The organism is Halomonas sp. HMF6819 (assembly GCF_044335525.1).
GTDB lineage: Bacteria > Pseudomonadota > Gammaproteobacteria > Pseudomonadales > Halomonadaceae > Vreelandella.
Genome location: NZ_JBIQVY010000006.1, coordinates 99998 through 124500, shown reverse-complemented (window position 1 = coordinate 124500; position 24503 = coordinate 99998). Strand labels below are relative to the sequence as shown.

Sequence of the window (24503 nt, the reverse complement as noted above, 5' to 3'; positions counted from 1 at the left end):
GCCCGTGACCTGTTTACTGTGTGTTCGAAGCCGCTTCGCTATCGTCTTCAAACCAGGGCGCACGGGCAGTCATGATCAGTGCCGCTGCGCGCGCTTCGTCTAACTCCTCGATATCGACCAGATCGTCGACAGACTGTTCGGCGAGATCTTCCATGGTAACGATGCCCTTGCTGGCGAGAATAAAGGCCAGATGGCGCTCCATGCCCTCCATTTCAAGCAGATCGTCCGCCGGCTGCGCGCCATCGAGCGCTTCTTCCGAGGCGATCGCCATGGTGAGTAGCTCGTCCTTGGCGCGTGCGCGCAGCTCTTCGACCAGCTCTTCATCGAACTCCTCGATTTCGAGCATCTCTTCAAGCGGCACGTAGGCGACTTCTTCCAGCGTCGTGAACCCCTCTTCGACCAGCAAGCGGGCAACGTCTTCGTCCACGCTCAGGTGGTGAACGAAAGAGTCCACGAGGCTATCGATTTCCTGCTCGCGCTTGGACTCGGCTTCGTCCTCGGTCATGACGTTGATACGCCAGCCGGTGAGTTCCGAGGCCAAACGCACGTTCTGACCGCTGCGCCCGATGGCCTGGGCGAGATTGTCCTGGGCGACGGCGACATCCATGGCGTGGGCATCTTCGTCCACCAGAATGGAGGCGACATCCGCAGGCGCCATGGCGTTAATGACTAGCTGCGCCGGGTTGTCGTCCCACAGCACGATATCGACGCGCTCGTTTTGCAGCTCCGAGGAGACCGCTTGAACGCGCGAACCGCGCATGCCGACACAGGCGCCGACGGGATCGATGCGTCGATCGTTGGTCTTGACCGCAATCTTGGCCCGCGAGCCTGGATCGCGCGCCGCGCCCTTGATCTCGATGAGCTGCTCGGCGATTTCCGGCACCTCGATCTTGAACAATTCGATGATGAACTGCGGATTGGTGCGCGACAGCTGAAGCTGGGCACCGCGCGCGTCGGCGTCGACCTTGACCAGCAGTGCCCGCACCCGCTCGTTCATGCGGTAGCGTTCGCCGTGGATCATTTCGTTACGCGCCAAAAACGCCTCGGCGTTCTCGCCCAGATCGATGATCAACCCGTCGCGGGTGGTCTTTTTGACGATACCGGCGACCAGCTCGCCTTCGCGGTCGGCGTACTGACGCACGACTTCGGCGCGCTCGGCTTCGCGCACTTTCTGCACGATGACCTGCTTGGCGGTTTGCGCGGCGATACGACCGAAAACGGCGTTCTCGATTTTCTCTTCGACGATGTCACCCAGCGCCAGGGGCGGGTCGCGCTGCTCGGCGATGGTCTGCTTGATTTCGTAGTCCGGAGTTTCGAACTCGTCGTCCTCGACCACCGTCCAGAAACGGTAGGTGTCGTAGTCGCCGCTGCGGCGATCGATCGACACGCGCACGTTGGCTTCTTCGTGTTCGAAACGCTTGCGTGAGGCGCTGGCAAGCGCCGCTTCGACCGCCTCAAAAATGACGTCGCGCGAGACGCCTTTCTCGTTGGAGATCGCGTCCACGACCATTAAAATTTCTTTACTCATGCGTATGCCTCGCCAGTAAACCTGTCCTTTATGCCTCGCCCAAACCGGGGGGCCGCCGTTTTTTTAATCGTCGAGCCTAGTCGTCGAACTGCGGGACAATGTGTGCAGCATCGATACTTTCGATGGGAAAGCAGTACTCTTCGTCGTCGAGCTGAAGTAACACTTCGTCGCCCTCCACCCCCGCGAGCAGCCCCTGAAACTTGCGCCGACCGCTGAACGCGGTGCGCAGCTTGAGCGCGACCTGATGGCCCTGAAAGCGCGTAAAATGATCCAGAGTATACAAGGGGCGTGCCATGCCCGGCGACGAGACTTCCAGGCGATACTCGCCAGGAATCGGGTCTTCGACGTCCAAAACGGCGCTGACCTGGCGGCTGATATCGGCGCAGTCTTCGACGCTGACGCCGCTTTCACGCTCGATATAGATCACAAGCCGGGAGTGCTTGCCCTGAGAAAGATGGTCAATGCCCCATAGCTCGAAGCCCATGGCGGCAACAACGGGCTCGACCAGCGCGTGCAGCGCTGCATGTTTCGTGGCCACAGACGAAGCTCCTTTAGCCGTTGCATCAGGCACCTGGCCAGGAGTCATGAGAAAAGCTAGGTGGCTGATTGGCGTTACCTGAAAATGTGTCGTCGACTGCCCGGCCCTGCCGGCACGCCAGACACGCTTGGCTCGCAAAAAGCTACTCTTAAACAGTCGGCAGCGCCGCTATGCAAAAGCGCTACTAACAAAAAGCCCCTTCACAGGAAGGGGCTTTTTAAAAGAAACCTGTAGAACCATTTCGACAAACCGGTGAGATGTGATTGCCAGCATTTTAAAGACTTTGCTGCGCATACACCGTTTGTAGAAGATGGTAGCGGGGACCGGATTTGAACCGATGACCTTCGGGTTATGAGCCCGACGAGCTACCAGACTGCTCCACCCCGCATCAATCAAGCTGGACGATATTAGCGACTTGTACTACTTTCGTCAAGCGCCTTTCTCGTCTCAGATACTGCTCACTCAAACCACATCCGTTGCCAGCTGTGTTGAGCGCTGAGAAACCGTTAAAGGTGTCTCAGTGGTGCCGAAGGCGGGACTTGAACCCGCACGACCGTAAGGTCACTACCCCCTCAAGATAGCGTGTCTACCAATTCCACCACTTCGGCATCAGGGGAGGCTAAATGAAAGCGGCTCAATCACTTACTCGCCGTTTCCCTCTAGCACTGGCGCTGCATTATCCACACTTTCCGAGCCTTCGTCAAGCGTTGGTACGCTTTGTTGTTGCTCGATCAAACGCGAATCCGGAATACCGGCCTCTGGCGACTGCCCCGCCTGAGTCGCGTAGTAGGCGAGCGCCAGCGACGTTACGAAGAAACCCGCTGCCAGAACGCCAGTGGTACGCGACAGAAAGTTGCCGCTACCGCGCGAGCCAAAGACGGTTTGCGATGCACCACCGCCGAAGGAGGCGCCGGCATCGGCCCCTTTACCCTGCTGAAGCAGGATAAGTACAACGAGCGCGATCGCGATGACCACGTGAACCATTAAAATTGCAACTTGCATGGCGTTATCCTGCTGACTGACAAATAGCGAAAAAATCATCGGTTTTGAGCGAAGCACCGCCCACCAAACCGCCGTCGATATCGGGCTGGGCAAGTAGCTCAGCCGCGTTCTTTACATTCATACTGCCGCCGTAAAGCAGCGTGAGCTGCTCGGCAAGCGTGGTATTGAATTCTGCCTGATAGGCACGGATGCCGGCCATCACTTCCTGAGCCTGCTCCGGCGTCGCCGTGCGCCCAGTACCGATGGCCCAGACGGGTTCATAGGCTATGACAACCTTTTGACGCTGTTCGGGGTCGAGCCTTGCCATGGCGTAACCTACCTGGCGCAGCACCACGTCCATGGTCCGTCCAGCATCACGCTCTTCAAGCGATTCGCCCACGCACAGGATCGGCACGAGCCCCACGCTCAACGCGGCAAGCAAGCGGTCGAACACCTGCTCGTCACTTTCCCCGTAGAGCTCGCGGCGCTCGGAGTGGCCGACCAGTACGTAGGTAGCGTTGAGCTCGGTAAGCATGCGACCACTGACTTCGCCCGTATGCGCACCGGAATCGGCCGGATTGAGCGTCTGCGCGCCAAGCGCAAGCGGCGTGTCGCGAAACGCCTGACGGGCCGCCTCCAAGTAGGGAAAAGGAGGAATCACCACGACCTTGACCGCCTCGGACAACGTCGCATCGGAAAATTTGCGGCCAAAGTCCTCGATCAACGACATGGAGCCGTTCATTTTCCAATTACCGGCGATCAATGGTGTGCGCATTCGTTGTCCTCTCTCAAGGTGGGGCGAAATGGTATAGGAGCGGCCCTGTCAAGACAACCGCTGTCAACATCAGGGCCTTTTCTGGGAAATCGTCGCGTCAGGCCAGCAGCGCTTCGACGCGCTGGGCGAGGGTTTTGGCAAGTCCCATGACATCCAGGTGCGAGCGCCCCTCGACCATCACGCGAATCAACGGCTCGGTACCCGACGGGCGCAGCAGTACCCGCCCCTGGTCACCAAGTTCCGCCTCGAGCCCGCTCACCGCCGCATCGAGCTCCGGCGCTTTCATGACTTCCTTTGCGTCGGTGCCAGCGGGCAGGCGCACATTGACCAGCGCCTGGGGCACTTTCTCGAACTCACGTAGTAGCGTCACCAGCGTTTTTTGCTCGCGCATCATCAGCGCCAGCACTTGCAGCGCCGAGACGATGCCGTCACCGGTGGTTTGCGCGTGGGCGCAGACGATATGGCCAGACGACTCGCCGCCAAGCTCCCAGCCGTTGGCCGCCATCTTCTCCATGACGAAACGGTCGCCCACCTTGGCGCGCTCGAAGGGAATGCCGAGCTTTTCCAGCGCCATGGCCAGGCCAAAGTTGCTCATCAGCGTACCTACTACCCCGCCCTGCAACAGGCCACGGTCGAAGCGGTCGCGGGCGATCAGATAGAGAATGTCGTCACCGTCGACTTCGCGCCCGTCGGCATCGACTAGCAGCACGCGGTCGCCGTCACCGTCAAAGGCGATCCCCAGATCCGCCCCCTGTTGAATCACCGCCGCACGCAGCGCCGCCGGGTGGGTAGAGCCCACGTCGCGGTTGATGTTGAGCCCGTCCGGCGAGCAGCCGATGACGCTCACCTCGGCGCCCAGCTCGCGAAACACGCTCGGGGCGATGTGATAAGTGGCCCCGTTGGCGCAGTCAAGCACGACCTTCAAGCCGTGCAGGCTCAAGCGATCCGGCAGCGTCGACTTACAGAACTCGATATAGCGCCCGGCGGCGTCGTCGATCCGCGCGGCCTTGCCAAGCTGGCCGGCGCTAACGGTGTCGAGCGGGGCGTCCAGCATCGCCTCGATGCGATCTTCCACTTCGTCGGCAAGCTTCTTGCCCTCGGCAGAGAAGAACTTGATGCCGTTGTCGGCGAAGGGGTTGTGCGAGGCGGAAATGACGATGCCCGCGTCGGCGCGAAAAGTGCGGGTGAGATACGCGATACCCGGTGTCGGCATGGGGCCCAGAAGCGAGACATCGACGCCGGCGGCGGAGAGCCCGGCCTCCAGCGCGGATTCGAACATGTAACCCGAGATGCGGGTGTCCTTGCCGATCAGCACGCGGGTACGGCCCTTCTCGCGGCGCAATACCTGGCCTGCCGCCCAGCCGAGCTTGAGCATAAAGTCGGCGGTGATGGGCGCCTCGCCCACCGTGCCACGAATACCATCGGTACCGAAATAACGTCGTGTCATGAGAGTAGTTCCTTGTTGGTCGACGGCTCGCAGCCTTCCTGTAAAACCGCCCATGCCATGGTAACGGCATCCACGGTGGGGCCGACATCATGCACTCGTAGTATTTTGGCGCCTCTTTCGACCGCCATCGCCGACAGCGCCACCCCGCCGAACAATCGCTCCTCGACCGGACGGCCGAGCACCTTGCCGATCATGCTCTTGCGCGACATGCCGACCAATAGCGGAAGCCTAAGCGCTTCGAGCGCCTCCATGCGGTTCAAAAGGCGCAGATTGTGCTCGACGCTTTTGCCAAAACCAAAGCCCGGGTCGAGCAGCAGCCGGTCACGTGGCAGCCCGGCGGCCTCACAGGCGGCTATCCGCTTGCTCAAAAACTCGGCGACAGCCTGTTCGACGGGCACCTCGTAGTGCGGGGCGTGCTGCATCGCCTGGGGCTCGCCCTGGCGGTGCATCAGGCAAACCGGCAGCCCGCTTGCCGCCGCGGTGGCAAGCGCGCCGTCGCGCTCCAGCGCGCGCACGTCGTTGATCATACTCGCCCCGCGCGCGGCGGTCTCACGCATCACCAGGGCGCTGCTGGTATCGACGGAGACCAGCGCGTCGAGCTCGCGCACCAGTGCCTCGACCACCGGCGCGACCCGGTCGAGCTCCTCCTGCTCGGGCACCGCCTCGGCCCCGGGCCGGGTCGACTCGCCGCCCACGTCGATCATGGCCGCACCTTCGGCGAGCATCTGCTCGGCGCGGCGCAGCGCATCGTCCAGCGCTACGTGGCGGCCGCCATCGGAAAAGGAGTCGGGCGTGACGTTGAGAATACCCATGACGCGGGGGAAGGAGAGATCCAGCCGGTGGCGACCGCACTGCAGTGACGACGCCGCTTCGGGCAAGGGCTCTGGGGTAGTTGGTTTCATGGCACAGCCTGTAGATAAAAACGTTGCGGCTCGAGGGCGCCCAGCATAGCAAAAAAAAGGCGCCCCGCGGGGCGCCTTGATGATGAACCAGCTGTTTCGGTTAGGGTCCGGCCGGGCCGCCCAGCGGGTCGGACGGGCGACGGCGCGGCTCGTCGTCGTCCTCTTCGCTGTCGTCGTCCGAGGCGCGGGTATCCGGCTCATCGGCTTTGGGCTGCGCCTTGTCGCCACCCACCGGGGTGCCGCCACCGGAGGAGTCGCCGTCATCCCAGCCTTCCGGCGGGCGCGGGTCCTTGCCTTCCATGATGTCCTTGAGCTGAGCGGCATCGATGGTTTCATACTTCATCAGCGCTTCGGTCATGGCGTCGAGCTTGTCGCGGTTGTCGTGCAGGATCTGGCGCGCCTGCTCGTAGCAGTCGTCGATGATCTTGCGCACTTCCTTGTCCAAGCGCGTGGTGGTCTCGCCGGACTTCAGCTTACCGCCGCCCTGACCCGGGCCACCGAGGAACTGGTGGGACTCGTCCTCGTCGTACATGATCGGGCCCATCTCGTCAGAGAGACCCCACTTGGCGACCATGTTGTGAGCCAGTTCGGTGGCCCGCTTGATGTCGTTCGAGGCGCCGGTGGTAACGCCGTTGGCGCCGAGCGTCATCTCCTCGGCGATACGACCGCCGAACAGCGAGCAGATCTGGCTTAGAATCTGCTGGCGCGAGAGGCTGTAGCGATCCTCTTCCGGCAGGAACATGGTCACACCGAGAGCGCGGCCGCGAGGAATGATCGTCACCTTGTAGACCGGGTCGTGCTCCGGCATCACCAGACCAATGATCGCGTGGCCGGATTCGTGATAGGCGGTATTGAGCTTTTCCTTGTCGGTCATGACCATGGATTTGCGCTCAGCGCCCATCATGATCTTGTCCTTGGCAAGCTCCAGCTCGTCCATGCCGACCAGGCGCTTGTTGCGCCGCGCGGCAAAGAGTGCGGCTTCGTTGACCAGGTTGGCCAGATCCGCACCGGAAAAACCGGGGGTACCGCGGGCAATGATCACCGGCTTGACGTCGTCGGCCAGCGGCACCTTGCGCAGGTGGACGCCGAGAATGTGCTCGCGGCCACGAATATCCGGAAGGCCGACGGTCACCTGACGGTCGAAACGGCCCGGACGCAAAAGCGCCGGGTCGAGAACGTCCGGACGGTTGGTCGCGGCGATGACGATAATGCCTTCGTTAGCCTCGAAGCCGTCCATTTCGACCAGCAGCTGGTTGAGCGTTTGCTCGCGCTCATCGTTACCGCCGCCCATGCCGGCGCCGCGCGAGCGGCCCACGGCGTCGATCTCGTCGATAAAGATGATGCAGGGCGCCTGCTTCTTGGCCTGCTCGAACATGTCGCGCACGCGCGAGGCGCCCACGCCGACGAACATTTCGACGAAGTCAGAGCCGGAAATCGAGAAGAACGGCACCTTCGCTTCGCCAGCGATCGATTTAGCCAGCAGCGTCTTACCAGTACCCGGCGGGCCCACCATCAGTACGCCGCGCGGAATCGTGCCGCCCAGACGCTGGAACTTGGTCGGGTCGCGCAGGAAGTCGACGAGCTCTTCGACCTCTTCCTTGGCTTCGTCGCAGCCAGCGACGTCGGCGAAGGTGGTCTTGATCTGATCCTGGGAGAGAAGCTTCGCCTTGGACTTGCCAAAACTCATCGGTCCGCCTTTACCGCCGCCGGCACCGCCCTGCATCTGACGCATGAAGAACATGAAGATGGCGAGGATCAAAAGGATCGGGAAACTGGCGATCAGCAGGCGCATCCAGATGCTCTGCTGCTCCGGCTCCTTGCCCACCACGGTGACGTTGTTGCTCAACAGGTCATCCATCAGCTTCGGGTCTTCCGCCGCTGGCCGGATGGTCTGGAACTGCGAGCCATCGGTACGCTCACCCTGAATGGTGTAGCCGTCGATGGTCACGCTGCGGACCTGTTGATTTTGCACCTGCTGCACGAACTGGGAGTAGTTGGTGGATTGAGGTGCGCTTTCCGTACTGAAATTGTTGAACACTGTCAGCAGCACGGCCGCAATGACCAACCACAGAATCAGGTTCTTCGCCATATCGTTCAAGGGGCTACCCTCATTACAAGAATCCGTCAGTTAACCGTCGATACTCAGACCTTACACTAGAGTACTACGTTCAACCATTGCCAAAGCACGTTCCGACTTTGGGACATCCGTGCCATCCCGCTTTTGAGCAGTGTGACACGCTTTGCGCCTGCCGGCTCGGCAATCGCCTCGATAAGTTTTTCGTATTACGAGCGTTAGCCGCGAAAGCCCTGGGCCAGGAAGTAGACTTCCCGTGAGCGGGCGCGCGACGCGCCGGGCTTGCGCGTCACCACGCGGTCGAACGACCCCTTGAGCTCCTTGAGGTAGGCATCGAAGCCCTCGCCCTGGAACACCTTGGCCAAAAACGTGCCGCCTTTTGGCAGGGTTTCTCGCGCAAGCTCCAGGGCGAGCTCGACCAGGTACATCGCCTGGGGCTGATCGATGGCCGCCATACCGCTCATATTGGGGGCCATGTCCGACATCACAAGGTCGACGGGGCGATCACCGAGCTTTTCGAGAATCGCGTTCAGTACGCTCTCCTCAGTGAAATCGCCCTGAACGAAGTCCACGCCGGCCAGTGCATCCATCTCGAGAATGTCGGATGCGATCACTACGCCGTCGATGCCGACCTTCTCGGCGGCAACCTGGCTCCAGCCACCGGGGGCGGCGCCCAGGTCGATCACCGTCATGTTGGGGCGAAAGAGCTTGTCTTTCTCGTCGAGTTCCAAAAGCTTGTAGCTTGCCCGGGAGCGGTAGCCGTCCTGCCAGCTCTGCTTGACGTACTGGTCGTCGAAGTGCTCCTTCATCCAGCTGGCGCTGGTCTTGCTGGCGGCGCGTTTTTGACCTGGGGGCTTTTGCTGCATGGGGCGTCTATATCTGGGCGTGAGGAGTGAATGTGCGAAAGTGCCGGGTGGGGCGCTTTCACTCGACGGCGTTTCACCGTAAGATGGAGCGTTAAGCGCAAACCGGGATACCGCAAGATACCATGAGCTTGTCACAGGCACAAAAGAAAGCATTTCGCAGCATTGGCCATCACCTGAACCCTGTCGTGACGGTCTCTGAAAACGGCATCTCCGAGACGCTGCTCGCCGAATTCGACCGCGCGCTCAGAGACCACGAGCTGATCAAGGTCAAGCTGGCCCTGCCCGAGCGGGACGACCGCGCCGCGATGATACAGGAGCTCGCCAACGAAGGCGGCGCCGAACTCATTCAAACCATCGGTAAAATGGCGCTTTTTTATCGCCGCAACCCGAAGGCCAACCCGAAGCTCTCCAACGTAAGCCGCTTCGAAAACCACCACGGCCGCCACTAGCGTCTGTCTGGCGCCGCGCCGTAAAGCGGCGCCCCGACAAACCGGGCGGCATCAAAAAAGCCCGAAGAGTCACGCTCTTCGGGCTTTTTCGTGGGCCGGCGCCGCGGGCGCCGGCCCAAAGGCGAGCTAAATGTGCTCGACGCTTTCGATTTCATACTCGACGTCGCCGCCTGGCGTTTTCACCACCACCACGTCGCCCTCTTCCTTGCCGATCAGCGCACGGGCGATCGGTGAGGTGACCGAGATGCGTCCGGATTTAATGTCGGCTTCGTCCTCGCCGACGATCCGGTAGGTTACCTCGGCGTCGCTATCGAGATTCAAAAGCGACACGGTCACCCCGAAGATCACCTTGCCGGTTTTGGGCAGTTTGGTCACGTCGATCACTTGGGCGCCGGAGAGCTTGCTTTCGATCTCCTGAATGCGCCCTTCGATGAAGCCCTGCTGCTCGCGGGCGGCATGATACTCGGCGTTCTCCTTGAGATCGCCGTGCTCACGCGCCTCGGCGATGGCCGCAATCACCGTGGGGCGCGCCTCGCCCTTCAGATGATTGAGCTCTTCGCGAAGGCTTTTTTCGCCCGCGACGGTCATCGGGACCTTGTTCATTGACTTGCTCCTGCATGCAGATCCTGAAGGCGCCGCACCGTAATCTCCCGGCCATACTCCAGCGCCATGCAAACGGCATTGGCGCCCGCCAAAGTGGTCGCATAGGGCACCTTGCGCGCGAGAGCAGTACGGCGAATGATCGAAGAGTCGTTAATCGCTTGACGACCTTCGGTGGTATTCACGATATAGGCGATCTCGTCGTTCTTGAGCGAATCGACGATATGGGGGCGGCCTTCATATACCTTGTTGACGTGCTCCACCTCGAGGCCGGCGGCTTCCAAAGCCGCTGCCGTACCGCGGGTGGCACATAGCGTGAAGCCCAATGTTAGCAGAGAACGACCGACTTCGATAATCCCCGCCTTGTCCGGCTCGCGCACCGACAAAAACGCCTTGCGCGGACCGTCGAGCGCTGGAATGGCCTCGCCGGCGCCGAGCTGCGCCTTAAAGAACGCCTCGGCGAAGGTGTCACCGGAGCCCATCACCTCGCCGGTGGACTTCATCTCCGGCGAGAGGATCGGATCGACCCCCTGGAACTTGTTGAACGGGAACACCGCCTCTTTCACGCTATAAAAATGCGGCACTATTTCGCGCTCGAAGCTCTGCTCGGCAAGCGTGGTGCCCGCCATGCAGCGCGCCGCCACCTGGGCGAGCGAGGTGCCGATGCACTTGGAGACGAACGGCACGGTGCGCGAGGCGCGCGGGTTGACCTCGATGACATAGATCTCGCCGTCCTGCCAAGCGAGCTGTACGTTCATCAGCCCCTTCACGCCGAGCTCGACCGCCATACGCTTGACCTGGTCGCGCATCTCGTCCTGCACATCCGCCGGCAGCGAGTACGGCGGCAGCGCGCAGGCGGAGTCGCCGGAGTGAACGCCGGCCTGCTCGACGTGCTGCATGATGCCGCCGATCACCACGACATCGCCGTCAGAGACTGCGTCGATATCGACCTCGACCGCCGCGCTCAAGAAGTGATCCAGCAGCACCGGCGAGTCGTTGGAGACCTTCACCGCGTTGGTCATGTAGTTTTCGAGCTCGGAGGCGTCGTAGACGATCTCCATGGCGCGCCCACCCAGCACGTAGCTTGGGCGCACGACCAGCGGGTAGCCGATGGTCTCGGCCTTTGCGAAGGCGTCGTCGAAGCTGCGCGCGGTAGCGTTGGGCGGCTGCTTCAGGCCCAGCTTGTCGATCATCTGCTGGAAGCGCTCGCGGTCCTCGGCGCGGTCGATGGCGTCCGGCGTGGTGCCGATGATCGGCACGCCGGCGGCTTCGAGCTCGCGGGCGAGCTTCAGCGGGGTCTGGCCGCCGAACTGGACGATCACGCCGACCGGCTTCTCCTTGTCCGCGATCTCGAGCACGTCCTCGAGGGTCACCGGCTCGAAATAGAGGCGATCCGAGGTGTCATAGTCGGTAGAGACGGTTTCCGGGTTGCAGTTGACCATGATGGTCTCATAGCCATCATCGCGCATGGCAAAGGCGGCATGGACGCAGCAGTAGTCGAACTCGATGCCCTGGCCGATACGGTTCGGCCCGCCACCGAGCACCATGATTTTCTGGCGATCAGAAACGTCCGCTTCGCACTCCTCTTCGTAGGTGGAGTACATGTAGGCGGTGCTGGAGGCAAATTCGGCGGCGCAGGTGTCGACCCGCTTGTAGACCGGGCGAATGCCGGCGCTCTGGCGGGTCTGGCGGAACGCTTTCTCGCTAACGCCGAGCAGTTTGGCCAGCCGCGCATCGCCGAAGCCCTTGCGCTTGAGGCGGTAGAGCTCCTGAGCGGTGAAATCAGTCAGGGTGCGCTTGGCGACCGCCTGCTCGGTCAGGATCAGGTCCTCGAGCTGGACGAGGAACCAGCGGTCGATATTGGTTAGCGCGAAGACCTCTTCCACGCTCATGCCGGCGCGCATGGCATCCGCCACGAAGAAGATGCGCTCGGCGCCGGCGGCCTGCAGCTCGCCCTTGATCTGCGCCATCGCCTCATCGGAAAACTGCTCGAAAATCGGGTCGAGACCGTCGTTACCGGTCTCCATGCCGCGCAGCGCCTTCTGCAGCGACTCCTGGAAGGTGCGGCCGATTGCCATCACCTCGCCCACCGACTTCATCTGGGTGGTCAGGCGATCGTTGGCCTGGGGGAATTTCTCGAAGGTGAAGCGCGGAATCTTGGTGACGACGTAGTCGATGGACGGCTCGAAGGAAGCCGGGGTCGCACCGCCGGTGATATCGTTTTGCAGCTCGTCCAGGGTATAGCCGACGGCAAGCTTGGCAGCAATCTTGGCGATCGGGAAGCCCGTGGCCTTGGAGGCCAGCGCAGAGGAGCGCGACACCCGAGGATTCATCTCGATGACCACCAGGCGCCCGGTTTGTGGGTCCATGCCGAACTGGACGTTGGAGCCGCCGGTTTCGACGCCGATCTCGCGCAGTACCGCGAGGCTCGCGTCGCGCATGATCTGGTACTCTTTATCCGTCAGCGTCTGGGCCGGGGCCACGGTGATCGAGTCGCCGGTGTGCACGCCCATGGGGTCGAAGTTTTCGATCGCGCAGACGATGATGCAGTTGTCGTTCTTGTCCCGAACGACCTCCATCTCGTACTCCTTCCAACCCAAAAGCGACTCGTCGATCAGAAGCTCGTGGTTGTTGGAGAGCTCGAAGCCGCGGGTACAGATCTCCTCGAACTCTTCCTTGTTGTAGGCCACGCCGCCGCCGGAGCCGCCCATGGTGTAGGAGGGGCGAATGATGGTCGGAAAGCCGAGCTCCGCCTGAATCTCCCAGGCTTCATCCATGGTGTGGGCGACTTTTGCCTTCGGACACTCGAGGCCGATGCGCTTCATCGCCTGGTCGAACAGGTCGCGGTCTTCGGCCATATTGATGGCGTCGGCGTTGGCGCCGATCATCTCGACACCGTGCTTTTCGAGCACGCCGTGCTTCTCAAGATCCAAAGCGCAGTTGAGCGCGGTCTGGCCGCCCATGGTGGGCAGGATGGCGTCGGGCTTCTCCGCCTCGATGATCTTCTCCACCGCCTGCCAGGTGATCGGCTCGATGTAGGTAGCGTCCGCCATGGCCGGGTCGGTCATGATGGTGGCCGGGTTGGAGTTCACCAACACGACCCGGAAGCCTTCCTCGCGCAGCGCCTTGCACGCCTGGGCGCCGGAGTAGTCGAATTCGCAGGCCTGGCCGATGACGATCGGGCCGGCGCCAATGATGAGAATGGTGTTGATATCGGTACGCTTGGGCATAACGGTTCCCGCAAAAAAGTGGCGATGAGCAGCGAAATAAACGGTTAAAGCGCCGGACGGATCAGCGGCGCGCCTGCATCAGGTCGATGAAGCGATCGAACAGCGGCGAGACGTCCTTCGGGCCGGGGCTCGCTTCCGGGTGACCCTGGAAGCTGAACGCTGGGCGGTCGGTGCGCTCGATGCCCTGCAGCGTGCCGTCAAACAGCGAGCGGTGCGTGGCGCGCAGGTTCGCCGGCAGCGTCGCTTCGTCCGCGGCGAAGCCGTGGTTTTGGCTGGTAATCATGACCGTGCCGGTGTCCAGATCCTGTACCGGGTGGTTGGCGCCGTGGTGGCCGTGGCTCATCTTCACCGTTTTTGCACCGCTTGCCAGCGCCAGCAGCTGGTGGCCCAGGCAGATGCCGAACACCGGGGTGTCAGTCTCGAGCACGTCCTGAATCGCCTTGATGGCGTAGTCGCAGGGCTCCGGGTCGCCGGGGCCGTTGGCCAGGAACACGCCGTCCGGGTTCATCGCCAGCACCTCGCTGGCCGGCGTCTGCGCCGGCACCACCGTCAGGCGGCAGCCGCGGGCGGCCAGCATGCGCAGGATGTTGAACTTCACTCCGTAATCAAACGCCACCACGTGATAGGGGCGCTCACCGGTCGTGGTATCGGCGTAGCCCGCGCCCAGGGTCCACTCGCCTTCGCTCCACTCATAGGCCTCCTTGCAGGAGACTTCCTTTGCCAGGTCCATGCCCTTGAGCCCCGGAAACGCCTTCGCGGCCGCCAGCGCTCGCTCGACGGCGTCGTCGCCTTCGGCATCAACCCCTGCCAGAATCGCACCGTTCTGCGCGCCCTTGTCGCGCAGAATGCGCGTCAGACGGCGGGTGTCGATATCGGCGATTCCCAGCACGTTCTGGCTTTCAAGATACTCGGACAGGCTCTGCTGGCTGCGAAAGCTGCTTGCCATCAGGGGCAAATCGCGAATTACCAGCCCCGCCGCGGCGATGGAGGCGGACTCCACGTCTTCCGCGTTGATACCGGTGTTGCCGATATGCGGGTAGGTGAGCGTGACGATCTGGCGGGTGTAGGAGGGGTCGGTAAGAATTTCCTGGTAGCCGGTCATGGCCGTATTGAACACCACCTCCCCGCTCGTGACGCCGTCAGCGCCGATGGCAATGCCGTGGAACACGCTGCCATCTTCCAGGGCCAATATCGCGGGTTTGCTCAATGCGGGGTTATTCAAGGCTCGTTCTCCCATGCTGGTGGGAGCCTGTGGGCGCAGGCTCGGCGATCCGGTGTCGGCGTTTGCGGGCAAACGTCGGGTCGTAAAAAAGCGGGACGAAGCCGATAAATTAAAAATCGGTTTCATCCCGCTTGTTGTTCTTGCGTGGCAGGGCCATGTGATACGAACGGCTTTCGAGTGAGGCCAGTGCAACAAGCGCAGCGCTTCGCCGTTTAGTTCCTACTCACATGTCTATCGCCCGGCCAAAATTTTTGGAATGTTACAGCATTTTCGCCGCTCGGGCTAGCCCCTTTGGCCGCCGCGTTGGCTCAAACGTCCGCCAGCCCCAGCACGTCCTGCATATCGAAGCGCCCGGCATGTTGGCCCGCCACCCAGCGCGCGGCGCGCACCGCGCCCTTGGCGAAGGTCATGCGGCTCGAGGCCTTGTGGGTGATCTCGATGCGCTCGCCTTCGGTGGCGAACATCACCGTGTGCTCGCCAACGATGTCGCCGGCGCGCACGGTGGCAAAGCCGATCTCGGTGTCGGTGCGCGGCCCGCACTGGCCGACGCGCTCGAACACGCCGTGTTCCTTGAGCGTGCGGTCGAGGCTTTTCGCGATTACCTCGCCCATCCTGATGGCAGTGCCGGAAGGCGCATCGACCTTGTGGCGGTGGTGCGCCTCGATCACCTCGATGTCGTAGCCCTCGTCACCCAGCGCCCGGGCGGCGGTTTCCAAAAGCTTCAGCGTCAGGTTCACGCCCACGCTCATGTTGGGAGCGAAGACCATCGCCACGCGGTCGCGATAGCCATCGAGCGCGTTGAGCTCGTCATCGTTCATGCCGGTGGTGCCGATCACGATCGCCTTGCCGTGCTCGGCGCAGAACGCAAGATTCGAAAGCGTCACTTGAGGGGCGGTGAAGTCGATCAGCACGTCGAAATCGTCCTTGATCGCATCGAGTGAGTCGACGGCGGCCACGCCGCACTTGCCGGTACCGGCCAGCTCGCCGATATCGGCGCCGACCAGCGAGCTTCCCGGCTCGAGGATACCGCCGGCAAGCGTTGCGCCCGCATCTTCATTTACGGCGTTGACCAGCGTGCGGCCCATGCGCCCGGCCACGCCTACGATGGCGACTCGCGTCATGTGATCTCCTTGAGGGCGCGCGTGCGGCCCGGGGTTGAGTGAAATGGCGCGAGTATAGCAAAAACGCCCGACGCCGGGCTCAGTTCTCCCAGACGACTTCCAGCGTCTCGTCTTTCGCCATACGCACGAGGTGGTTCTCGACTACACCTTCGAGCTGGTCGAGCGAGACCTCGTCGAGGGTCTCGATGGACACCGAGAGCTTGTCGGCGTCGGCGTGCATCAGGCAGGTGCCCTTCTCCGGAAAAACGATTTTGGCATCGCTTTCGGTGTATTCGACCTCGAGCTTGTGCGACCAGTGTTTGCAGAGGCGGTTGATCAGGCGTCCACCGGACTCGGTGGCAATTTCGGCGCGGGAAATCGGCATGTAGCTCTCCTTGAACAAGAAACATTCACATTATCTTACTTTCACCGCCGTCGATACACGCGGGGCCGGCCGACGGCCGTGCAACGAATCGTTGCGCCATTTAGAACAGTTTAGCGCCAGACTCTGTACAGCCTCGGCGGATTTCTCGATAATGCCGTCATGTAAATGCGAATCATACCCAGTTTACCGGGTCATTCGGAACGTCGAACGACTGTTTGGGTCACTCTTTCATCCTTACTCTGTCTGCGGAAACCGTCCATGAACGTCACTTTTTCAAAGCCCACGGTTTTAAAGCCCGGCCTATTAACGTCGCTGACGCTAGCCACAGCGCTTGGGGCAATGCCGGCGCTGGCCGACCCCATCGACGTCGTGGACATCGCCGGGCGCAACGTGACCCTGGATGGCCCCGCCGAGCGCGTCATTCTGGGCGAAGGGCGTCAAATCTACCTCCTTGGCCTGCTCGAGCCCGAGGCGCCGTTCACCCACGTAGTGGGCTGGCGAGAGGACTTCTCCCAAGCGGATCCGGACAACTACGCCCGCTACGCCGAGCGCTTTCCCGAGATGGCCGACATCCCCACCTTCGGCGGCTTCAAGGACGGCACCTTTGACGTCGAGCAGGCCGCCTCACTCTCGCCGGACGTGATCTTCATGAATCTCGAGGCGAAGGCCGCCACCGAAGACGCCGGCTACGACGACAAGCTCGCCGAGCTCGACATCCCAATCGTCTACGTCGACTTTCGCGAAGATCCGGTGGCCCACACCATCCCCTCGATGCGCCTGATCGGTCAGATCATGGGCGACGACGACGCCGCCGAAGCGTTCATCGACTTCGCCGAGGAGCAGCTCGCCCGAGTAACGGACGTCATCGATGAGGCCGACCCGGCGCGGCCGAGCGTGTTCATCGACCGCGCCGGCGGTTACTCCGACGAGTGCTGCATGAGTTTTGGGCCCGGTAACTTCGGCGAGTACGTCGAACTCGCCGGCGGCAGCAACATCGCCGACGGCATCATCCCTGGCAGCTTCGGCACGCTCAACCCGGAGCAGATCATCGCCGCAAGCCCGGAACACGTCGTGGTGACCGGCGGCAACTGGGACGCCTACGTGCCCGGCGGCGCCTGGGTCGGTATGGGCCCTGGTGCTGACATGGACGCGGCGCGCGACAAGCTTGAAGCGCTGACCGAGCGCACCGCGATGACCGGCGTGCAGGCAGTGGCCGATGGCAACGTGCACGCCATCTGGCACCAGTTCTACAACAGCCCCTACTACTTCGTCGCGATCCAACAGCTGGCCAAGTGGCTGCATCCGGCGCTGTTCGAGGATCTTGACCCGGAAGCAACCATGGAAGAGCTCCACGAGCGCTTTCTACCGATCGACTATGAACCCGGCTACTGGATTTCCCTGAATGATGAGTGACAGCGCCGTGGCCTCGCCGACGACTCAAGGGCGCAGCCACTACAAAAGCCAGGTCGTGCGCCGCCAGCTGATTCTTGCAGCGCTGGTGGTCGCGCTGTTTTTCAGCCTGTGCGTCGATCTGGCGCTCGGGCCGGCGCGCTATAGTCTCACGGAGGTCATCGCCGCGCTGCTGACACCATCAAACGTCAGCGATCAGGCGCGGGTGATTCTCTGGGAGATTCGCATGCCGGTAGCGCTTATGGCGCTGGTGGTCGGCGCGAGCCTGTCAGTGGCCGGTGCGCAGATGCAGACCATTCTGAGCAACCCGCTGGCAAGCCCCTTTACCCTGGGCATTTCCGCCGGCGCGAGCTTCGGCGCCGCACTAGGCCTGGCCTTTGGCGTGGCCATCGTGCCCGCCGCCATCGAGTTCGTGGTGCCGATCAATGCCTTCGTCATGGCGATGTTCACGGCGTTTTTGATCCACGCGCTGAGCCTCAAGCGCGGCGTCACCGTGGAAACTATCGTGCTGCTGGGCATCGCCATGGTATTCATCTTCAACTCACTCATGGCGCTGATTCAGTTCTTTGCAAGCCAGGAAGCCGTGGCCGCGGTGGTGTTCTGGACCATGGGCAGCCTGACCAAGGCGACCTGGCCCAAGTTCTGGATTGCGCTTGGGATACTGGCCGCCATCCTGCCGCTTCTGGCGCGCCACGGCTGGGCGCTGACCGCCATGCGCCTGGGCGACGCCAAGGCCGAAAGCATGGGCGTCAAGCCGCGCTCGCTGCGTTTGGAAGTGCTGGTGCTGGTGTCACTGCTTTCTGCGGTGGCGGTGGCGTTCGTCGGCACCATCGGCTTTATCGGGCTGGTCGGGCCTCACATCGCGCGCATGTTGGTGGGCGAGGATCAGCGCTTTTTCCTGCCGGGCTCGGCGCTGTGCGGCGCGCTGATCCTCTCGGTGGGCTCGGTAATCTCAAAACTGGTGATTCCCGGCACGATCATACCGATCGGCATCATTACATCCCTGGTCGGCATCCCGTTTTTCCTGTTTCTGGTGCTCAATCACAAGAAGGCGTCATGGTGATTCGCTCATGGTAACTCTCAAGCTTGACGGCATATCTGCTCGCTACGGGCGGCGCACCATCGTCGAAGACATCACCACGCCCCGCTTTCAGGGCGGCCAGGTCGTCGCGCTGCTGGGCCCCAACGCGGCGGGCAAATCGACGCTTTTTCGCCGCATTCTGGGGCTGGTGGACGGCAACGGCACGGTCAGTATCGACGAGACGACCGCCGAGCGCCCGGTAGCCTACATGCCCCAGGACACCGGCGCGAAGGCAGTTCTGAGCGTGTATGAATCGGTGTTGCTGGCGCGCATGCAGGGGCGAAGCCTGAAGGTACAGCTAGAAGATCTCGAGCAGGTGGACCGGGCGCTTGCGGAGCTTGGCATCGCCTCGCTCGGCGGGCGCGATATCGGGGATTTGAGCGGCGGCCAGCGCCAGCTGGTGAGTGCCGCCCAAGCACTGGTGCAGGAGCCGGAAATTCTGATGCTCGACGAGCCCACCTCTGCGCTGGACTTGAACCGCCAGATCAACCTGCTCACCGTGCTGCGACGGCTGGCCGACGAGCGCGGTATGCTGATTCTGGTCGCGCTTCACGACCTGGGCCACGCGCTGCGCTTCACCGACGCCGCCATGGTGCTGGACTATGGCCGTCTGATCGCCTGCGGCCCCACCGAGGAAGTGATTACCCCCGCGCTTCTGCGCCAGGTCTACCGGGTGGCGGCGCGCATCGAGCCCTGCTCGAAGGGCCGCCCCCAGCTCATCGTCGAAGAGGCCGTTTGAAGCGCCGGCCTTCGAGCGAGGCCAGCGCTACGCCGGCCAGCATCAGCGGCAGCGCCAGGAGGAAGCCGCCGGAGATGGGAATGCCGAACAGCACCCAGTCCGCGGCGATCGGCCAGACCAGCGCCACGTACTCGAAGGGGGCGAGCTTCGACACCTCGGCATAGCGAAACGCCAGCGTCATGGCGATATGCCCCGCCCCGCCGAATAGCCCCGAGAGCACCAGCAGAGCGAATTCGGTATCGGTCAGCTCGGCCCACCCCAACGGCCACGTGGCAAGCCCAGCAAGCGACGACACCACGATGAAGTAAAACGCGATGGCGCCGGCGGTTTCGGTGCGCGATATATGGCGAATGGTGAGCAAGGCGCCGGCCGTCAAAAGCGCCCCGGCGGTGCCGAGTGCGTAGCCCAAAAGCCGCCCGTCGCCGCTACCCGCGCCCAACTGAGGCACGACCAGCACCGCCATTCCCGCCAGCGCCAGCGCGATCGCCCCCATGCGGTAGAGCGAAAACTTCTCGCCCAGCAGCAGCACACCCCCCACCGCCATGAAAATCGGCGATAGCTGAACCAACAGCGTGGCCTCCGCCACCGGCAAAAACGCCACCGCCGAGAACGAAAAGAACATCGCCGCCGCCCCGAGCCCCGAACGCAGCAGATGCCCAAGCGGCCTCCGAGTCGCAAGCCCCTGAGGAAACTCCCGGCGAATCGCCAAAAAGATCACGATCGGAATCAGCGCGAACAGCGAGCGAAAGAAGATGGACTGGCCCACCGGCACCGTATCGCTCACCGCCTTGATACACACGAACATGCCGGTGAACATCACACCCGAAAGCACGCGTAAGAAAATGCCCAGCCCCGGGCGATCCTGTAATCCAGTCATGACCGACTTCCTCGAAAACAAAAAAAGTCCCCGGTGGGCACCGGGGACTTCGTACGCTAACGGTGAACGCCTCGCGACGCTACCGGAACCGTTGCGCCATCGCAAAGGGCCTGGCTGAACCCCTAAGGCTTCATCTCTTCAAAGAACTTCTTCACGCTGTCGAAGAAACCGGTTTTCTTCGGCGAGTGGCTGTGACTGTTGCTGTCGTCGAAGCTCTTTTGGAGCTGGCGCAGCAGGTCCTTTTGCTCTTCGTTTAGGTTCACCGGGGTCTCGATCACCACCTTGCAAAGCAGATCGCCCGGGGCGCCGCCGCGAACCGGCTTCACGCCCTTGCCGCGCAGGCGGAACAGCCGGCCGGTTTGGGTTTCCGGCGGAATCTTGAGCTTCACGCGGCCGTCGAGCGTCGGTACTTCCAGCTCGCCGCCGAGCGAGGCGTCGACGAAGTTGATCGGCACGTCGCACTGCAGGTGCTTGCCGTCGCGCTGGAAGATCGGGTGCGACTTGATCGCCACCTGCACGTAAAGATCGCCGGCCGGGCCGCCGTTCACACCAGACTCGCCTTCACCGTTCAGGCGAATGCGGTCGCCGGTGTCCACGCCGGGCGGAATCTTGACCGAGAGCGTGCGGGTTTCGCGCACGCGGCCTTCCGCGTTGCACTTGTGGCACGGCACCTTGATCTGCATGCCGGTACCGTGACAGGTCGGGCAGGTCTGCTGCACGGCGAAAAAGCCCTGCTGCATGCGTACCTGGCCCATGCCCTGACAGGTCGGGCAGGTGTCCTTGCTGGTGCCGGGCTCGGCGCCGTCACCGTCGCAGCGATCACAGGTGACATGACGCGGCACGCGAATGTCGACGGTGGTGCCGGCGACCGCGTTTTCCAGATCGAGCTCCAGGTTGTAGCGCAGATCCGAGCCGCGCGCTGGCGCATTGGGCCCGCGACGACGCCCGCCGCCACCGCCGAAGATGTCGCCAAACACGTCGCCGAAGATATCGCTGAAATCCCCCGCGCCGGCACCGCCGCCGCCAAAGCCGCCTCCGCCCTGACCGTCGACACCGGCATGGCCGAACTGGTCATAAGCGGCGCGCTTCTGCTCGTCGCTGAGTACTTCGTAGGCATCGGATACGTCGCGGAATTTCTCCGCGGCGGTTTCGTCATCCGGGTTACGGTCAGGGTGGAATTTTTGCGCCAGGCGGCGGTAGGCCTTTTTGATCTCTTTCTGATCGGCCCCTTTTTCGACACCCAGGACTTCGTAGTAATCGCGCTTGGACATGGGTCCTACGCCTCCTGGTTAGGGTATGCTCTTGACGGTACGAACCGTGATCATCGTTTTGGTCCTGGAAACAGCAACGCGGGAGCTGGCTCCCGCGTTGCTGCGATCCTTACAGAAAGAGCGTTTACTGCTTCTTCTGCTCGTCGTTGACTTCTTCGTACTCAGCGTCGACGACGTCGTCTTCCGGCTTGGATTGGGCCTGTTCGCCTTCCTGACCTTCCGCTGCCTGAGACGCATCCGCCTGCTCGGCATACATCTTCTGGGCGAGCTGGCCAGAGGCTTCGGTCAGCGCATCCAGTTTCTTCTGAATGTCGTCCTGGTCATCGGTCTTGACCGCCACTTCCAGGTCGCTGATGGCGGTTTCGATGTTTTGCTTCTCTTCATCGGTCGCCTTGTCACCGGCTTCTTCCAGCGTCTTGCGCGTGGCGTGAATCATGCCGTCGGCCTGATTACGCAGCTGCACGAGTGCTTCGAACTTCTTGTCTTCGTCGGCGTGAGCCTCGGCGTCGCGCACCATTTGCTCAACTTCTTCGTCCGACAGGCCGCTGGAGGCCTTGATGACGATGGACTGCTCTTTACCCGTCGCCTTGTCTTTCGCAGAAACGTTCAGGATACCGTTGGCGTCCAGATCAAAGGCAACTTCGATCTGCGGTACACCGCGCGGTGCCGGCGGAATGTCGGCAAGATCGAAACGACCGAGCGACTTGTTCTGCGAGACCTGCTTACGCTCACCCTGCACGGCGTGGATGGTCACGGCCGTCTGATTGTCATCCGCGGTGGAGAAGGTCTGAGTCTTCTTCGTCGGGATGGTGGTGTTTTTCTCGATCAGCGGGGTCATGACGCCACCGAGGGTTTCGATACCCAGCGTCAGCGGCGTTACGTCGAGCAGCAGCACGTCTTTCACGTCGCCACCCAGTACGCCGCCCTGAATCGCAGCACCTACGGCCACGGCTTCGTCGGGGTTGACGTCCTTGCGCGCTTCCTTGCCGAAGAAGTCAGCGGCTTTCTGCTGAACCAGCGGCATACGGGTCTGACCGCCGACGAGGATGACGTCGTCGATTTCAGATGCGGAAAGACCGGCGTCTTTCAGCGCCATCTTGCACGGCTCGAGCGAGCGCTGAACCAGCTCTTCGACCAGCGACTCGAGCTTGGCGCGCGTCACTTTCACGTTCAAGTGCTTCGGACCGGTGTTGTCTGCGGTGATGTAGGGCAGATTCACATCGGTTTGCTGGGCGCTTGAGAGCTCGATCTTGGCCTTCTCGGCGGCTTCTTTCAGACGCTGCATGGCCAGGTTGTCGCCGGAGAGGTCGATGCCGCTGTCAGACTTGAACTGCGAGACCAGATAGTTGATCAGCGACAGATCGAAATCTTCGCCGCCCAGGAAGGTATCGCCGTTAGTGGCGAGTACTTCGAACTGGGTTTCGCCGTCGACGTCGGCCACTTCGATGATAGAGATATCGAAGGTACCGCCACCCAGGTCATACACAGCGATGGTCTTGTCGCCGCGCGACTTGTCCATGCCGTAGGCGAGTGCGGCAGCGGTCGGCTCGTTGATGATGCGCTTGACGTCGAGACCGGCGATGCGGCCGGCGTCCTTGGTTGCCTGGCGCTGGCTGTCGTTGAAGTAAGCCGGTACGGTAATAACCGCTTCAGTAACCGTTTCGCCGAGGTAGTCTTCGGCGGTCTTCTTCATCTTCTTGAGCACTTCCGCGCTGACCTGCGGCGGTGCCATTTTCTTGCCTTTGACTTCGACCCACGCGTCGCCGTTATCGGCTTCGGCGATCTTGTACGGCACCATCTTGATGTCTTTTTGAACGACGTCGTCCTTGAAACGACGGCCGATCAGACGCTTGATGGCGTACAGGGTGTTTTCCGGGTTGGTGACCGCCTGACGCTTGGCGGACTGGCCGACCAGCGTTTCACCATCATCGGTGTAGGCGATAATGGAGGGCGTTGTGCGGCCACCCTCGGCGTTTTCGATGACCTTGGCGCTGTCGCCGTCGAGAACCGCCACGCAAGAGTTGGTGGTGCCCAGGTCAATACCAATAATACGTCCCATAGCAAAAACCTCGAATTCGGTGGTGACAAAAACTGTTGCAATCGGTCTGCGGTGATTACCGCGGGTTGGCCTTTATCTGGGGGCCGCCATGAACTTTTCAAGGGGGGAATTTGCATTATCCCCCAACTCGACTAGCCCGCTTTCTGGCTGACCACGACCATCGCCGGGCGCACCAAGCGGCCGTTGAGCAGATACCCCTTCTGCACGACTTCCATTACCGTGTTGGGCTCGAGTTCCGGGTTGGGCACCATGGTCAGGGCTTCATGAACCTGCGGGTCGAAGGGCTCGCCGTTGGGCTCGACGCTCTCGACGCCGAACTTGTTGAGCACGTCGAGCTGCATCTTGAGGGTCATGGATACGCCTTCACGGTGCGCATCAGAGGCATCCTCTTGCATGCTTTCGAGCGCTTTTTCCAGGCTATCCACCACCGGCAGCAGCTCCTTGACGAACTTTTCGAGGGCGAACTTGCGCGCTTTTTCCGCTTCCGCTTCGGCGCGGCGGCGCACGTTCTGGGCCTCGGCAGACGCTCTGAGCGACTGATCCTTCGCCTCGGAAAGACTCTGTTCGAGCTCCTCGACGCGGGCCGCCAGCACTTCGGCTTCCGGGTTGCTCACGCCTTCATCGAACGCCTCGGTACCTAGCGGCGACTCGTCGTCCAGCACGCCTTCGAGATCACCCTCGACCAGGCGCTCTTCGTCCGCCTGCTCGGTTACCTCGGCTTCCTGCTCCTGGCGGGCCAGCTCGTCATCGATCGGGGTTTGCGGTTCTTTCGCCATGCCGTACTCCTGAATGCGGTCGCGGCGCTTGAGCGCCCGCTGGTTGAGATGAACGGTTTGAGATAAACGGGTTTATTAATGCGTATGCACGCTATATGGGGGCCTTGTTTGGCATCTCAAGGGGCATTGAAGTGAGTTATCGACTACTGTATAAAACATCAATAATTGTATAAGCATCCAGTTTCTATAGAGC

General features: G+C 62.0%; 22 protein-coding genes and 2 tRNA genes. 5 read left to right on the top strand and 19 right to left on the bottom strand.

The features are described 5' to 3' along the window. Positions 1-13 precede the first annotated feature (13 nt). The 10 genes from nusA to rlmE all read right to left on the bottom strand — a co-directional run bounded on the left by nusA (position 14) and on the right by rlmE (position 9111). Complete coding sequence (nusA, locus tag ACGLWX_RS16000; RefSeq protein WP_252108391.1) at positions 14-1528, bottom strand: transcription termination factor NusA; 1515 nt, start codon at positions 1526-1528, stop codon at positions 14-16. A gap of 76 nt (positions 1529-1604) precedes the next feature. Further along, on the bottom strand, positions 1605-2066 hold the full coding sequence (rimP, locus tag ACGLWX_RS15995) for a ribosome maturation factor RimP (RefSeq protein ID WP_252108389.1): 462 nt from the start codon (positions 2064-2066) through the stop codon (positions 1605-1607). A gap of 311 nt (positions 2067-2377) precedes the next feature. Continuing rightward, a tRNA-Met gene (locus ACGLWX_RS15990) sits at positions 2378-2454 on the bottom strand. Positions 2455-2587: 133 nt separating this feature from the next. Further along, positions 2588-2674: transfer RNA gene (locus tag ACGLWX_RS15985), tRNA-Leu, on the bottom strand. 34 nt (positions 2675-2708) lie between these two features. Continuing rightward, positions 2709-3068: a preprotein translocase subunit SecG gene (gene secG / locus ACGLWX_RS15980; RefSeq protein ID WP_252108387.1), complete on the bottom strand. Its 360-nt coding sequence runs from the start codon at positions 3066-3068 to the stop codon at positions 2709-2711. Positions 3069-3072: 4 nt separating this feature from the next. Then, on the bottom strand, positions 3073-3822 hold the full coding sequence (gene tpiA / locus ACGLWX_RS15975) for a triose-phosphate isomerase (RefSeq protein ID WP_396241209.1): 750 nt from the start codon (positions 3820-3822) through the stop codon (positions 3073-3075). Positions 3823-3919: 97 nt separating this feature from the next. Next, the gene (gene glmM / locus ACGLWX_RS15970; RefSeq protein ID WP_252108385.1) at positions 3920-5269 is read right to left on the bottom strand and encodes a phosphoglucosamine mutase; all 1350 of its coding nucleotides are present in this window, start codon (positions 5267-5269) and stop codon (positions 3920-3922) included. Further along, a complete protein-coding gene (folP, locus tag ACGLWX_RS15965) occupies positions 5266-6171 on the bottom strand; it encodes a dihydropteroate synthase (RefSeq protein WP_396241207.1) in 906 nt (301 codons plus the stop codon). The genes glmM and folP overlap by 4 nt, the downstream gene beginning before the upstream one ends. 100 nt (positions 6172-6271) lie before the next feature. Then, positions 6272-8269 carry an ATP-dependent zinc metalloprotease FtsH gene (gene ftsH / locus ACGLWX_RS15960; protein WP_396241205.1) on the bottom strand — a complete coding sequence of 666 codons (1998 nt, stop codon included), beginning with the start codon at positions 8267-8269 and terminating at the stop codon, positions 6272-6274. Between the two features lie 194 nt (positions 8270-8463). Beyond that, positions 8464-9111, bottom strand: coding sequence for a 23S rRNA (uridine(2552)-2'-O)-methyltransferase RlmE (gene rlmE / locus ACGLWX_RS15955; RefSeq protein ID WP_396241203.1), 648 nt, complete (start codon positions 9109-9111; stop codon positions 8464-8466). A 122-nt stretch (positions 9112-9233) separates the two neighbouring features. Here rlmE and ACGLWX_RS15950 point away from each other — a divergent pair, with 122 nt between their 5' ends. Beyond that, positions 9234-9560, top strand: coding sequence for a YhbY family RNA-binding protein (locus ACGLWX_RS15950; RefSeq protein WP_252108380.1), 327 nt, complete (start codon positions 9234-9236; stop codon positions 9558-9560). Between the two features lie 126 nt (positions 9561-9686). Here the strand turns inward: ACGLWX_RS15950 and greA are convergent, their stop codons facing one another. The 3 genes from greA to carA all read right to left on the bottom strand — a co-directional run bounded on the left by greA (position 9687) and on the right by carA (position 14597). Then, positions 9687-10163, bottom strand: coding sequence for a transcription elongation factor GreA (greA, locus tag ACGLWX_RS15945; RefSeq protein ID WP_252108378.1), 477 nt, complete (start codon positions 10161-10163; stop codon positions 9687-9689). Then, entirely contained in the window at positions 10160-13390 is a 3231-nt protein-coding gene (gene carB, locus ACGLWX_RS15940; RefSeq protein ID WP_396241201.1) for a carbamoyl-phosphate synthase large subunit, read from the bottom strand. Before carB ends, greA begins: the two co-directional genes overlap by 4 nt. Before the next feature lie 61 nt (positions 13391-13451). Continuing rightward, a complete protein-coding gene (carA, locus tag ACGLWX_RS15935) occupies positions 13452-14597 on the bottom strand; it encodes a glutamine-hydrolyzing carbamoyl-phosphate synthase small subunit (RefSeq protein WP_396241275.1) in 1146 nt (381 codons plus the stop codon). Positions 14598-14625: 28 nt separating this feature from the next. Between carA and ACGLWX_RS15930 the strand changes: the two genes are divergently transcribed. After that, positions 14626-14793, top strand: coding sequence for a hypothetical protein (locus ACGLWX_RS15930; protein ID WP_252108375.1), 168 nt, complete (start codon positions 14626-14628; stop codon positions 14791-14793). A gap of 127 nt (positions 14794-14920) precedes the next feature. Here ACGLWX_RS15930 and dapB read toward each other — a convergent pair whose 3' ends face one another. Together dapB and ACGLWX_RS15920 are read right to left on the bottom strand one after the other, a co-directional pair. Then, entirely contained in the window at positions 14921-15733 is an 813-nt protein-coding gene (dapB, locus tag ACGLWX_RS15925) for a 4-hydroxy-tetrahydrodipicolinate reductase (RefSeq protein WP_396241198.1), read from the bottom strand. Between the two features lie 79 nt (positions 15734-15812). Beyond that, positions 15813-16097, bottom strand: coding sequence for a DUF2218 domain-containing protein (locus ACGLWX_RS15920; RefSeq protein ID WP_396241196.1), 285 nt, complete (start codon positions 16095-16097; stop codon positions 15813-15815). A gap of 339 nt (positions 16098-16436) precedes the next feature. Between ACGLWX_RS15920 and ACGLWX_RS15915 the strand changes: the two genes are divergently transcribed. From ACGLWX_RS15915 to ACGLWX_RS15905, 3 genes are read left to right on the top strand one after another with little or no spacing between them, the layout of a single operon-like run. Next, complete coding sequence (locus ACGLWX_RS15915; protein ID WP_396241273.1) at positions 16437-17510, top strand: ABC transporter substrate-binding protein; 1074 nt, start codon at positions 16437-16439, stop codon at positions 17508-17510. Then, positions 17500-18570 carry a FecCD family ABC transporter permease gene (locus ACGLWX_RS15910; protein WP_396241194.1) on the top strand — a complete coding sequence of 357 codons (1071 nt, stop codon included), beginning with the start codon at positions 17500-17502 and terminating at the stop codon, positions 18568-18570. Before ACGLWX_RS15915 ends, ACGLWX_RS15910 begins: the two co-directional genes overlap by 11 nt. Before the next feature lie 7 nt (positions 18571-18577). Further along, positions 18578-19327 (top strand): ABC transporter ATP-binding protein, encoded by a 750-nt coding sequence (locus ACGLWX_RS15905; protein ID WP_396241192.1) that lies wholly within the window; start codon positions 18578-18580, stop codon positions 19325-19327. Here the strand turns inward: ACGLWX_RS15905 and ACGLWX_RS15900 are convergent. The 4 genes from ACGLWX_RS15900 to grpE form a co-directional block, all read right to left on the bottom strand. Beyond that, entirely contained in the window at positions 19305-20204 is a 900-nt protein-coding gene (locus ACGLWX_RS15900) for a DMT family transporter (protein ID WP_396241190.1), read from the bottom strand. The genes ACGLWX_RS15905 and ACGLWX_RS15900 overlap by 23 nt on opposite strands. A gap of 122 nt (positions 20205-20326) precedes the next feature. Further along, positions 20327-21475 carry a molecular chaperone DnaJ gene (gene dnaJ, locus ACGLWX_RS15895; RefSeq protein ID WP_252108365.1) on the bottom strand — a complete coding sequence of 383 codons (1149 nt, stop codon included), beginning with the start codon at positions 21473-21475 and terminating at the stop codon, positions 20327-20329. Between the two features lie 124 nt (positions 21476-21599). Next, positions 21600-23534 carry a molecular chaperone DnaK gene (gene dnaK, locus ACGLWX_RS15890; protein WP_396241188.1) on the bottom strand — a complete coding sequence of 645 codons (1935 nt, stop codon included), beginning with the start codon at positions 23532-23534 and terminating at the stop codon, positions 21600-21602. A 131-nt stretch (positions 23535-23665) separates the two neighbouring features. Then, complete coding sequence (gene grpE, locus ACGLWX_RS15885) at positions 23666-24310, bottom strand: nucleotide exchange factor GrpE (protein WP_252108361.1); 645 nt, start codon at positions 24308-24310, stop codon at positions 23666-23668. Positions 24311-24503 lie beyond the last annotated feature (193 nt).